The sequence below is a fragment of the Pantoea sp. SJZ147 genome, from assembly GCF_007828605.1.
GTDB classification, from domain to species: Bacteria; Pseudomonadota; Gammaproteobacteria; order Enterobacterales; family Enterobacteriaceae; genus Pantoea; species Pantoea allii.
This window is the reverse complement of the sequence record NZ_VIVB01000001.1, coordinates 442414-455095: the sequence shown is the minus strand read 5'-3', so window position 1 is coordinate 455095 and position 12682 is coordinate 442414. Positions and strand designations below refer to the sequence as shown.

The 12682-nt window shown below is 58.6% G+C and carries 8 protein-coding genes; 7 read left to right on the top strand and 1 reads right to left on the bottom strand.

All coding sequences use genetic code 11. From position 1 onward, the window contains the following. The first annotated feature begins 2 nt into the window (after positions 1-2). From nirB to cobA, 3 genes are read left to right on the top strand one after another with little or no spacing between them, the layout of a single operon-like run. Positions 3-4076, top strand: a complete 4074-nt coding sequence (nirB, locus tag FBY13_RS02150) for a nitrite reductase large subunit NirB (protein WP_145393349.1) — start codon at positions 3-5, stop codon at positions 4074-4076. After that, positions 4073-6694 carry a nitrate reductase gene (locus tag FBY13_RS02145; RefSeq protein WP_145393348.1) on the top strand — a complete coding sequence of 874 codons (2622 nt, stop codon included), beginning with the start codon at positions 4073-4075 and terminating at the stop codon, positions 6692-6694. Before nirB ends, FBY13_RS02145 begins: the two co-directional genes overlap by 4 nt. Continuing rightward, positions 6691-7512, top strand: coding sequence for a uroporphyrinogen-III C-methyltransferase (gene cobA, locus FBY13_RS02140; RefSeq protein ID WP_096012489.1), 822 nt, complete (start codon positions 6691-6693; stop codon positions 7510-7512). The genes FBY13_RS02145 and cobA overlap by 4 nt, the downstream gene beginning before the upstream one ends. A 31-nt stretch (positions 7513-7543) precedes the next feature. Here the strand turns inward: cobA and FBY13_RS02135 are convergent, their stop codons facing one another. After that, a complete protein-coding gene (locus FBY13_RS02135) occupies positions 7544-8356 on the bottom strand; it encodes a DeoR/GlpR family DNA-binding transcription regulator (protein ID WP_063879344.1) in 813 nt (270 codons plus the stop codon). Positions 8357-8698: 342 nt separating this feature from the next. Here FBY13_RS02135 and FBY13_RS02130 point away from each other — a divergent pair, with 342 nt between their 5' ends. The 4 genes from FBY13_RS02130 to FBY13_RS02115 are packed head-to-tail and all read left to right on the top strand — an operon-like array spanning position 8699 to position 12678. Then, positions 8699-9493 carry a GolD/DthD family dehydrogenase gene (locus FBY13_RS02130; protein WP_063879345.1) on the top strand — a complete coding sequence of 265 codons (795 nt, stop codon included), beginning with the start codon at positions 8699-8701 and terminating at the stop codon, positions 9491-9493. 55 nt (positions 9494-9548) lie between these two features. After that, positions 9549-10484, top strand: coding sequence for a D-ribose ABC transporter substrate-binding protein (locus FBY13_RS02125; RefSeq protein WP_145393347.1), 936 nt, complete (start codon positions 9549-9551; stop codon positions 10482-10484). Positions 10485-10529: 45 nt separating this feature from the next. Then, positions 10530-11141, top strand: a complete 612-nt coding sequence (locus FBY13_RS02120) for a DUF2291 family protein (protein WP_109716221.1) — start codon at positions 10530-10532, stop codon at positions 11139-11141. A 10-nt stretch (positions 11142-11151) separates the two neighbouring features. After that, positions 11152-12678 (top strand): sugar ABC transporter ATP-binding protein, encoded by a 1527-nt coding sequence (locus FBY13_RS02115; protein WP_145393346.1) that lies wholly within the window; start codon positions 11152-11154, stop codon positions 12676-12678. Positions 12679-12682: the final 4 nt, after the last annotated feature.

The following is a 12682-nucleotide window of genomic DNA, read 5'->3' as shown; positions in this document are numbered from 1 at the left end:
CCATGAGACAACGGCTGCTGGTGGTCGGTAATGGGATGGCGGGCATGCACACGGTGGAAACGCTGTTGCAGCTGGCACCGACGCGTTATGACATTACGGTCATTGGCCGTGAACCGCAGGGTAACTATAACCGGGTGCTGTTGTCGCCGCTGCTGGCCGGCGAAAAAACCGTTGAGCAAATCCTGATTCACGGCCCTGACTGGTACGCACGCCATGGCATTCGCTTACTGACCGGAGAAACAGCGGAGCAGGTCGATGTGGCTGGACGCACCTTGCGGACTCAGCAGCGCCTGCTGCACTGGGATCGTTTGATTCTGGCGACCGGATCGCAGCCGCGCATGCCGCAGGTAGCAGGTATCGATCTGCCTCACGTCACGGCTTTCCGCACGCTGGAGGATGTGGATGCACTGCTGGCCGGCAGCGGTTCGGTCGTGGTAGCCGGTGGCGGATTTCTGGGCATTGAGGCCGCGGCAGCGCTTCGGGCACAGGGACGCCAGGTGACGCTGGTGCATCGTCAGTCGCGTTTACTGGACAGGCAACTGGATGCCAGGGCGGGAGAATTACTGCTGGCTCAGCTCAGCGCGCGCGGTATCCGCTGTGAGCTGAATAGCAGTATCGCCGCAATTGGCCCGCAGTCCGTGCTGCTTAACGATGGGCGTCAACTGGCAGCGCAACAGGTCGTTATCGCGATTGGCGTGCAGCCAGAAACCGCGCTGGCCCGGGCATCGGGCATTCCCTGCCAGCACGGCATCCTGGTGGACCGGCAGTTACGCAGCGCGCACGCCGGTATTTATGCGGTAGGCGAATGTTGTGAAATCAGCGGAGAAACCTTTGGTCTGGTTGCGCCTTGTCTGGCGCAGGCAGAGGTACTGGCAGCGCAGCTGGCCGGTTGTCCGCAGGCCGATTTCTACAGCGAAGCCACCGGCACGCGTCTCAAGGTCAGCGGCATTTCGCTGTTCAGCGCGGGCGATATTCGTGAAGCCCCGTCAATCACCAGTTTCGATCCGCTTTCCGGACACTATCGACGTCTTTTTCTGCAGCACGGACGGCTGAATGGGGTGCTGTTGTATGGCGACAGCCAGCAGGGTGCCGCGTTGCTTAACACACTGCATAACGCCAGGCAGGTCTCAATGAATACCTTGTTTGGCCTTGATGAACCTGAAACGCAGCCGCAGGCTGCAGGAAACTCCGCGATGAATCACTCTAAACCTGTATTAGCCGTCGTGGGCCACGGCATGGTCAGTCACCATTTTCTGGAACAGCTGGTGGCGCGTGGCCTGCATCAGCATTATCACATCGTGGTGTACGGTGAAGAGCGCCATTCGGCCTACGATCGGGTGCACCTTTCTGAATACTTCACCGGCAAAAATGCCGCGCAGCTCTCGCTGGTCGCTGAGGACTTTTTTGCCCAACACGACATTGAACTGCGCAGCGGTTGCCGGGTCGAGGCGATCGATCGGCAACAGCGCAGCCTGCGCGACAGCGACGGCAAAGCACTGTGCTGGGACAAACTGGTGCTGGCGACCGGCTCACGGGCGTTTGTGCCACCGGTGCCGGGGCATGAGGGCGAGCGCTGCTTTGTTTACCGCACGCTGGACGATCTGGATGCGATCGCGGCCTGTGCCGACAAAAGTCAGCGCGGTGTGGTCATCGGCGGCGGCCTGCTGGGGCTGGAAGCGGCCAACGCGCTGAAACAGCTGGGGCTGGAAACCCATGTGGTTGAGTTTGCGCCACGCCTGATGGCGGTGCAGCTGGACGAGGGCGGCGCGCTGATGCTGCGGCAGAAAATTGACGCACTGGGCGTGACGGTTCACACCTCGAAGCAGACCGAACAGATTGAGACCCAGCCAGACGGGAGCCTGGTGCTACGCTTTGCCGATGGCGGCGAACTGGCGACCGATCTGGTGCTGTTCTCGGCGGGCATCCGGCCGCGTGATGAGCTGGCCCGTAGTGCCGGGATCGGTGTTGGCCCGCGCGGCGGCATTGAGATCAATGACGTCTGCCAGACCAGCGGCGATGACATTTATGCCATCGGTGAATGTGCCCTGTGGAACGGACAGATTTTTGGTCTGGTGGCGCCGGGCTATCAGATGGCGCGCGTGCTGGCCGGGCATCTGGCGGACGAGCCGGCCCGGTTCAGCGGTGCCGATATGAGCACCAAACTGAAGCTGCTGGGCGTGGATGTCGCCTCCTTTGGTGATGCGCACGGCAAAACGGCAGGCAGCCTGAGCTACCACTGGGCCGATGGTCCGAAGGGCATTTACAAGAAAATCGTGGTCAGCGCCGACAGCAAACTGCTGCTGGGCGGGGTGCTGGTCGGCGACAGCAGCGACTATGCCACGCTGCTGCAAATGATGTTAAACGCCATGCCGCTGCCGGATTCCCCGGAAGGGTTGATTCTGCCTGCGCTGAACGGCGCTCCGGTCAAAGGGCTGGGCGTGGCCACGCTGCCCGACAGCGCCCAGGTCTGCTCCTGCCACAATGTGAGCAAAGGCGATATCTGCAGCGCGGTGCAGAGCGGCTGTGGCGATATGGCCAGCATTAAAAGCTGCACGAAAGCCGCAACGGGCTGTGGGGGCTGTTCGGCATTAGTGAAGCAGGTGATGGAGTTCCAGTTGGAAAACCTGGGCGTTGAGGTGAAAAAAGATATCTGCGAACACTTCGCCTATTCACGTCAGGCGCTTTACCACCTGATCCGCATCAATGAAATCAAAACCTTTGATGACCTGCTGGCGAGCCACGGACGTGGCTGTGGTTGCGAGATCTGTAAACCGCTGGTTGGGTCGCTGCTGGCCTCGTGCTGGAATGATTATTTACTGAAACCGGCCCATCTGCCGCTTCAGGATACCAACGATCGTTACTTCGCCAATATCCAGAAAGATGGCACCTATTCGGTCGTGCCGCGCGTACCAGGTGGTGAGATCACCCCACAGGGGCTGATCGCCATTGGCGAAGTGGCGGCGCGTTACGATCTCTACACCAAAATCACCGGCGGTCAGCGTATCGATCTGTTTGGCGCACGGCTGGATCAACTGCCCGACATCTGGGAAACCCTGCTGGCGGCGGGTTTTGAAACCGGCCATGCCTACGGGAAATCGCTGCGCACGGTAAAATCCTGCGTGGGCTCCACCTGGTGTCGCTATGGCGTGCAGGATTCGACGGCCTTCGCCATCGCGCTGGAGAACCGTTATAAGGGCCTGCGCGCACCGCATAAAATCAAGATGGCCGTCTCGGGTTGTACCCGCGAATGTGCCGAAGCGCAGAGCAAAGACATTGGGGTGATCGCCACGGAAAAGGGCTGGAATCTGTATGTTTGCGGCAATGGCGGCATGAAGCCGCGCCATGCGGAGCTGTTTGCCAGCGATCTGGATGATGAAACCCTGATCCAGTATGTCGATCGCATTCTGATGTTCTACGTGCGGACGGCAGATCGTTTGCAGCGCACCAGCGTCTGGATGGATAACATGGAAGGTGGACTGGATTACCTGCGCGACGTGGTGATCAACGACAGCCTCGGTATCGCGGCGCAGCTGGAGCAGGAGATGCAGCAGGTCGTGGACACCTACCAGTGTGAATGGCAGACCACGCTGGCTGAACCCTCGCGGCGGGCGCTGTTTACCGCGACGGTGAACAGCGATCACCCGGATGAAACGCTGCACTATGCCCGCGTACGCGGGCAGCGTCAGCCGCATACGGCGACCGGCATTCCGCTGATGCATCTGCCCGCTGACCCCTGGAGCGCGGTGTGTTCCCTGGAGGCGATCCCCGCCGGTGCGGGAATCGGTGCACGGCTTGGCAGCGTCCGTATTGCGCTGTTCCGTTTTGGCAACGACTGTTACGCACTGGAAGATCGCGAGCCAGGCAGCGATGCCAGCGTCCTGTCCCGTGGCATCCTTGGCGATGTGGCGGGTGAACCTGTGGTCATTTCACCGATCTACAAACAGCGCGTGCGCCTGCGCGATGGACAAAGTCTGGATAACCCGCAGCACCAGCTGCGTTGCTGGCCGGTGAAACTTGAAGCCGGTCAGGTCTGGGTCGCCAACCGTCCACTGAACCTCATGGCGCAGGCTTCATGAAAACCACCTGTGCCTATTGCGGCGTGGGCTGTGGCGTCGAGGTGACACTGAATCACAGCGAATCTGCACAGGTGAGTGGCGATCCGTTGCATCCGGCCAATCTCGGGCGGCTGTGCGTTAAAGGGGCGGCGCTGGGGGAAACCCTGACCCGGACAGGACGCTTACTGCATCCCCAAATTAACCAACAGACGGTCAGCATGGCGGCAGCGCTGGATGCCGCCGCCGATGGACTCCGGCAGATTATTGCGGAGCATGGCCCAGAGGCGGTGGCTTTTTACGGCTCAGGCCAGCTGCTCACGGAAGATTACTATGTGGCGAACAAGCTGATGAAAGGCTTTCTTGGCGTCGCAAATATCGACACCAACTCGCGACTGTGTATGGCTTCTGCGGTGGTGGGCTACAAGCGCGCGCTCGGAGCGGATGCGGTGCCGTGCTGTTATGAGGATCTGGATCAGGCCGATGCGATCGTCATGGTCGGCTCTAACGCAGCCTGGGCACATCCGGTGATTTTTCAGCGCCTGAAACAGGCAAAACAGCAACGGCCTGAGATGCAGGTGGTGGTGATCGATCCCCGTCGCACCGCCAGCTGTGACATCGCTGATGTCCACCTGCCGCTGCGCCCGGGCAGCGATCCGGCGCTGTTTTCGGGCTTACTGCACTGGCTGGCGCAGCATCAGGGAATAGATGCGACGATGTTGCCACATCTGGACGGCGTTGAAACCACCCTGCAGGCCGCCAGCCAGTGGGGCATTGCCGAGGTCGCTGAACACTGTGATCTGACCGAGGAGCAGGTGGTGGCCTTTTATCAGCTGTTTGCCCGGCGTGACCGTGTCCTGACGTTGTGGTGCATGGGCATCAACCAGTCACAGAGCGGCAGTGACAATAACAATGCGATAATTAATGCGCATCTTCTCAGCGGAAAAATAGGCCGTCCCGGCTGTGGGCCATTTTCACTCACCGGCCAGCCCAATGCGATGGGCGGACGTGAAGTGGGCGGCTTAGCCAACCAGCTGGCGGCGCACATGAGCTTTAACGAAGCGGACTGCGATCGTTTACAGCGTTTCTGGAACAGCCCGACCATGGCGCGCCAGCCCGGACTGACCGCGGTGGCGCTGTTTGACGCGATTGAGCGAGGTGAGGTGAAAGCCGTCTGGATCATGGGAACCAATCCGGCGGTGTCAATGCCGGAAGGCAACCGCGTGGCGCGGGCGCTGGCCAACTGTCCGCTGGTGATCGTCTCCGACGTGCTGGCGCAAACGGATACCACAGCCTTTGCCCATATTCTGTTACCCGCCCAGGGCTGGGGCGAAAAAAACGGCACCGTGACCAATTCTGAACGACGTATTTCCCGCCAGCGCGCATTTGTTGCACCCGCCGGGGAGGCCAAACCCGACTGGTGGCTGCTGGCGCAGGTGGCGCAGCGGCTTGGCTTCGCCCAGGCATTTAACTGGACCCATCCGGCAGCGATCTTCCGCGAGCACGCGGCGCTGTCCGGCTTTGAGAACCACGGCGAACGCGCCTTCGACATCAGCGGCCTGGCGCAGCTCAGCGATGCCGAGTGGGATGCGCTGACGCCTGTTCAGTGGCCGATCAATGCTCAACATCCGCAAGGCTGTGCCCGGCTGTTCAGCGACCGGCGTTTTTATCATGCCGATGGCAAGGCACGGCTGCTGCCACCGGCCACGCCGTCGCCGTTGGTGCGCAATGCCCGTTATCCCTTACTGATGAACACGGGGCGCATACGCGATCAGTGGCACACCATGACGCGCACCGGGCTGGTGCCTCGCCTGATGCAGCACTGTGACGAGCCTTTTGCCGCCTTGCATCCCGAAGAGGCGCGCCGTTATGGCTTGTCTGCCGGGGCGCTGGCGCGCGTGCAGTCAGAATGGGGATGGATGGTGGTGCGCGTGACGCTGGACAGCGGCCTACGGCGCGGTGAACTCTTTGTGCCGATGCACTGGAACCGCCAGTTCAGCCTGCAAGGCAATGTCGGTGGCGTCGTCGCATCGACCCGCTGTCCGGTTTCGGCCCAGCCTGCCTTTAAACAAACGGCAGTGCGCATCCAGCCGTTAGTAACCTGCTGGCAGGGCTGGCTCTGGCAGCACGACAGTACCGCGCCCGCCGCACTGCGCTACTGGGCGCGTACGCCGTACGCCGGTTCGCAACGTTTTGTGGTGGCCGGAGAGGCCACGCCGCAGCGCTGGCTGGCGTCTCAGTTCAACCTTGAAGGCTATCAGTTGCAAACTGCCAGCGGGGGCGATCATAGCTACCGGCTGCTGGCATGGCGCGAGGGCGAGCTGCAACTGGCATTTTATGCCGATCGGCATTTACCCGAGGTAGATCACGATCTGGTTGCCCTGGCCTTTCGTCAGGCCCCCGCGGACGCGGCTGAACGTCATGCCTTACTGGCGGGGCAGGCGGCGCAGAGCCCTGCGACTGGCCGCCTTATCTGTAGCTGTTTTGGCATAGGCGAACAAACGATATTGCATGCCATTAGCCAGGGTTGCCACAGCACCCAGGCACTGGGCAAAACGCTCCAGTGCGGCACCAACTGCGGCTCCTGCTTGCCGGAGCTAAAACACCTTCTGCTTTCCGTCTCTGTCCCGGAGGAATTATGACGCTGGCAATACACGCTTTAGATAAACTGCTGGCGCCTGAGAAAGCGTCCAGCGCAGGACGCGTCTGGTTAGTGGGTGCCGGACCGGGGGATGTCGATCTGCTCACGGTGAAGGCGCTACGTTTGCTGCACCGTGCTGAAGTGGTGGTCTATGATCGCCTGGTCAGTGAGGCGGTCATGGCAGAAGTGCCAGACAGCGCGCTTTGCATTGACGTCGGCAAACGGCCCGGTCATCACGGCCTGAAACAGGCACAGATCAATCAACTATTAGTCGATCTGGCCACCAGCGGGCGCAACATCGTTCGACTGAAGGGCGGCGATCCCTTTATTTTTGGTCGCGGTGGTGAAGAGATGGTGAGCCTGCAGCAGGCCAACATTGTCTGCGAAGTGGTGCCTGGTATCACCGCCGCCGTGGGGTGCGCCGCCGCAAGCGGGATTCCGCTTACGCATCGGGATTGTGCCCAGTCACTGCGCTTTATCACCGGACACGGGCGCAGCGGAGAGCCTCAACTGGATGCCGCCGCACTTTCAGCCACTAACCAGACGCTGGTGTTTTACATGGGGCTGAGCTGGAGCAGCGTGATTAGCGCCCGGTTGTGTGAGTACGGTCGCAGGGAGGATACGCCGGTAGCGATTATTGAAAACGGCACGCGCCAGGATCAGCGGGTGCTGATCACCACGCTGGCAGGGCTGCCGGAGACCATTGCGCAGCAACAACCGGTTTCCCCCTCATTGCTGATCGTTGGCGATGTCGTCCGCTACTACCGTGCCGATCTGCTTGCCCAACACTGTACAGAGGCGGCTATCCGCCAGGCGTAATAGCCAGGTTGTGGCCGGATGCGCGGTGACATCAGGGGGCGCGGCGAGCGGGTAGCGGGGCGACCAGAACCTTCACGCCCAGCGCTTCAAACGCGCTGATGTGGGCCTGACTGATCCCGCTGTCGGTAATCAGGTAGTGAATATGGCTCCAGTCGCAGGGCAGCGCAAACATCGACACTTTATCAATCTTACTGGAGTCGGCCACCACGTAGACGGTACTGGCGGATTTGATCATCGCCATTTTCACTTTGATATCGGTTTCGCTGGGAAAGCTCAGGCCGAGACGTGGCGAGATACAGGCGGTGGCGAGAAACAGCTTCTCCGACAGCACATTCTCAAAGAAGCTGGCGGCCTTGTCACCGGAGGTCGAAAGCGTCGGAAATTTAAACGTACCGCCCGTCAGCAGCACATTGATCCCTGGCTCGCCGCCCAGCTTCAGGGCGATATTCACGGCGGTCGTCACCACCGATAAACGCCGGATATGGCTGATGGCATCGGCGATAGCCGTGGTGGTGGTGCCGGAATCGAAAATCACCGTATCACCGTTTTCGATATGCTGGGCTGCCAGGCGTCCAATCGCGTCTTTTTCTTCCATATGCGTCTGACGTTCCAGCTGCAGCAGGCCGGTATTCTGCTTGCCCGTCATCAGGGTCGCGCCGCCGTGATAACGCTGCACAAAACCCTGCTTTTGCAGCATTCGCAGGTCGGTGCGCAGCGTGGCTTCGGTCAGTCCGAACGTCTTTGTCAGCGCTTTCACCGTCACCGTTCCGTCTTCCCGAATCATCTCCAGGATCTTTTCACGGCGCTGTTGCATTTCAGCTAACTGCTCAGTTTTGCTTTTCAATCGAAACGCTCCCTCTTTTAATCGCATCGGGCTTATGGCGATAACGCGTTGTCGCAGAGTTTAACCCGCAGGTTTCGCCTTTGCGAGTCGGCAAATAAAGATGTTAATTTTCGTTCGAAAGCGTATATGCGTCACTTTTCATGACTTTTGCATCCGCTACAGCAGTGCAATCCCTCTCTTTCTACCCGTTAGCAACCGCGATCACGCGCTTTTAACCGAATGACGCCGTCAGACAGGCAGTGTTGCGAAATTTGATCTTAGCCACATTAACCATCAATTCGATAGCTTATATTTTTGTTCGAAAATGAGTGCGGCAAATAAAATACCAAAGAGGACAGGCGGATGAGCGGTGAATATGACGTTAACCTGCGCTATGGCGTAGATACCACAATGAACCTGAGCGGCAAAGTGGCCGTGGTAACGGGCGGGCTGGGCGGTATCGCCATGGCCAGTAATCAGATGCTGCTGGAGAAAGGGGCGAGCCTGGCGCTGCTTTATCCGCCCTTTGAAGCGGATAAGGTCGACAGTGCGCGCGCAGCCCTGGCCGGACAGGTGCAGTTTATTTGCTGCGATGTAACCGATCCTGCCGACGTTGAGCAGGCTTTCGATGCCATTGTTGAACACTATGGTCATCTCGACATTCTGGTGAACTGTGCCGGCTACGTGATGCTTCAGCCGGTGCTGGAAACCGATTTTGCCGAATGGCAAAAACAGATCGCCGTGAACCTGACCGGGCCGTTTCTCTGCTCACAGGCCGCGGGCAAACGTATGGTCAACGCCGGAAACGGCGGCAAAATCATTAATATCGCCTCACAGGCGGCGTCCATCGCCATCGACAACCACGTTGCTTACACCTCTGCCAAAGCCGGTTTGCTGGGCATGACCAAAGTGATGGCGAAAGAGTTCGCCCCGCACCGGATTAACGTTAATACCCTGTCGCCCACCGTGGTGCTCACCCCCATGGGCGAAAAAGCCTGGCGCGGCGAGAAGGGCACCGAAATGAAAAAATTGATCCCTTTAGGTCGCTTTGCCTATACCGACGAGATTGCCGCTGCCGTGCTGTTTTTTGCCAGCAACGGCAGCGACATGATTACCGGTGCCGATCTGATGATCGACGGTGGCTTTACCATCTGGTAAGGCCACCGCCAGGCGCCCGTTTCCCCCTGCCATAACGACAATAGCGAGACACACCATGAAAAAAACGACGTTGCTCTGCACCACGCTTGCCGCCTGTTTGTTTTCTCACACCGCGCTGGCGGTTGAAAAAGGCACCATCATGATTTTGGTTAACTCACTGGATAACCCCTATTACGCCTCCGAGGCGAAGGGCGCAAATATGAAAGCTCAGGAACTGGGCTACAAGACCTCGGTGCTCTCTCACGGGGAAGACGTGAAGAAGCAAAATGAACTGATTGATGCGGCTATTGGCAAAAAAGTGCAGGGCATTATCCTGGACAACGCGGACTCCACGGCCAGCGTGGCAGCCATCCAAAAAGCCAAACAGGCCGGTATTCCAGTGGTGCTGATCAACCGTGAAATTCCGGTGGACGATGTGGCGCTGGAGCAAATTACCCACAATAACTTCCAGGCCGGTTCTGATGTGGCCAACGTGTTTGTCGAGAAGATGGGGGAAAAAGGGAAATACGCCGAGCTGACCTGCAACCTCGCGGACAACAACTGCGTCACCCGTTCAAAATCCTTTCACCAGGTGCTGGAACAGTATCCCGATATGCAGAGCGTTGCGCGCCAGGATGCCAAAGGCACACTCATCGATGGCAAGCGCATTATGGACAGTATTCTGCAGGCTCACCCGGATGTGAAAGGGGTTATCTGCGGTAACGGCCCCGTGGCGCTAGGCGCGATTGCCGCCCTGAAAGCGGCCGGACGCAACGACGTGGTAGTAGTGGGAATTGATGGCAGCAACGATGAACGCGATGCGGTACAGGCCGGAACGTTAAAAGCCACCGTGATGTTACAGGCGCAGGCGATCGCGGCTCAGGGGGTGACAGACCTGGATAACTATATCCAGAAAGGCACGAAACCGGAGAAACAGCGCGTGATGTTTCGCGGCATTCTGATCACACAGGAAAATGCAAAAAACGTACAGGACTTTAACTACAAGTCGTAATCCATCGTTGTCGCGCCCGTACTGACGGGCGCCAGGGAGAATGTCATGTACAACCGACTCTGGCTGATACCGATCGTGATGGCGCTCGGTGGCTGTCGCATTGTGTCGCAGCAGGAACTGGCGGATCTTAAGAACCCACCCAATCCCCATATGGCCCATATCAATCAACTCTGGCAGCAGACGTTAGTGCCACAAATCGTCGCGCAGGCGAAACCGCTGAGTGAGTTCACACAGCGCCTGCAGTCAGAGAAGGATCTGGACAGCGCCTGTCGCGCGCTGGGCTATCGGGCGCAGAGCGAGAATCCCTGCATATTTAGCGTCAGCGTGAGCGGGGAAGTCACCGCGCTGGATACCACCTCGCGCAACGGCAAAATGAAAATTAAAGACGCATCAGGTGACACTGTCACGGTTCAGGTTGGGCCGATCATTCGCGGAACGGCATTGCGGGATGCCTACAAAGGGGCCAGCTATCAGGACTTTAACGATCAGGTGCTGTTCAGCGACTTTGGCAAAGCCATCAATCAGCAGGCGGTCACCATGATGCACAACGCCGGGGTAAAACCCGGTGACCGGGTTAACGTGGTGGGCGTTTTTAGCAGCTGGGATATCCCGCATACGCTGCCCGATATCACGCCAGCCCACATCACGCGTCAGTAAGGAGTTGATCATGCAGGTTACTGAGCAGCAAGACGACGTCATTATTGAGACGCGGGGCCTGTCGCGGGTCTATCCGGGCGTAACCGCCCTTGATCAGGTTAACTATCGGGTTTATCGCAACAAGGTCAATGTGCTCATCGGGGAAAACGGCGCCGGTAAATCCACCATGATGAAGATGCTGGCAGGGGTGGAAAGTCCGTCGTCTGGCGACATTTTGCTGGATGGCAAACCTGTCAGGCTGCATTCCACCCAACAGGCCGAAAAACTGGGCATCAGCATCATCTTTCAGGAGCTGAACCTGTTCCCGAATATGAATGTGATGGACAACATCTTTATCGCCAACGAGTTCTTCCAGCGCGGCGTTATCAACGAAAAGTATCAGTATCAGCTGGCAAAAGCCTTGCTGGAACGGCTGGAGCTGGACGTCGATCCCTATGCTGCGCTGGATGCGTTGGGCATTGGTCATCAACAGTTGGTCGAGATTGCCCGCGCGCTGTCGAAAGATACACGCGTGCTGATTATGGATGAGCCGACCAGCGCCCTGAGTCAGTCAGAGGTCAAAGTGCTGTTCAACGTCATTGAACAGCTCAAGCGACGCGGCGTCACCATCATCTATATCTCGCATCGGCTGGAGGAGCTGATGGAGATTGGCGACCACATTACGATTTTCCGGGATGGCCGTTTTATCGCCGCGCGTGAAGTGCGCGACGTCAGCGTGCCCTGGATCATTGCGCAAATGGTCGGGGACAAGAAAAAACATTTTGACTATCAACCCGCTCCTCAGGGCGACAGGGTGCTGCAGGTGGATGACCTGACTGCACTGCATCAAAACGGCGGCTACCGGCTCAACGCGGTGAGTTTTAGCCTGCACAAGGGGGAAGTGATAGGGATTTATGGCCTGCTGGGGGCCGGGCGAACCGAGCTGTTTAAGGGACTTACAGGATTACTGCCTTGTCAGAGCGGGGATATCCAGTTAAGCGGTCAGCGGTTGGACAACTGCAGTTTTCAGCAGCGCCTTAAGCGCGGTATCACCTTGGTGCCCGAGGATCGTAAAGGTGAAGGCGTTATCGAACTGATGTCGATCACCGCTAACATGACGCTCTCCAGTCTCAGCCTGCGCGGCTTTCGACGCGCGCTGGGCATCGTGCATCCTGACAAAGAGCGGCAGCGTGTGAATGAAATGATTCAGCACCTGGCGATTAAAGTCAGCGACAGCGAGTTACCCATCAGTGCGTTAAGCGGCGGAAACCAGCAGAAAGTGGTACTGGGAAAAGCCTTGATGACCGGGCCAAAGGTGGTGCTGTTGGATGAGCCTACCCGCGGCATTGATGTGGGTGCCAAGACCGATGTTTATCACCTGATTGGCAAACTGGCGCAGCAGGGGCTGGCGGTGATGTTTTCTTCGTCGGAACTGGATGAGGTCATGGCGCTTGCTGACCGGATTCTGGTGATGGCCGATGGTCGCATTACTGCCGATCTGCCCCGTGCCGATGCAACGCGCGAAAAACTGATTAGCGCGTCCACCCCGCAAGCCTGAGGTT

Bases quoted from the DNA above. Each gene is read 5' to 3' on its own strand.
- nirB (WP_145393349.1), top strand. From the start codon at position 3: ATGAGACAACGGCTGCTGGTGGTCGGTAATGGGATGGCGGGCATGCAC.
- FBY13_RS02145 (WP_145393348.1), top strand. From the start codon at position 4,073: ATGAAAACCACCTGTGCCTATTGCGGCGTGGGCTGTGGCGTCGAGGTG.
- cobA (WP_096012489.1), top strand. From the start codon at position 6,691: ATGACGCTGGCAATACACGCTTTAGATAAACTGCTGGCGCCTGAGAAA.
- FBY13_RS02130 (WP_063879345.1), top strand. From the start codon at position 8,699: ATGAGCGGTGAATATGACGTTAACCTGCGCTATGGCGTAGATACCACA.
- FBY13_RS02125 (WP_145393347.1), top strand. From the start codon at position 9,549: ATGAAAAAAACGACGTTGCTCTGCACCACGCTTGCCGCCTGTTTGTTT.
- FBY13_RS02120 (WP_109716221.1), top strand. From the start codon at position 10,530: ATGTACAACCGACTCTGGCTGATACCGATCGTGATGGCGCTCGGTGGC.
- FBY13_RS02115 (WP_145393346.1), top strand. From the start codon at position 11,152: ATGCAGGTTACTGAGCAGCAAGACGACGTCATTATTGAGACGCGGGGC.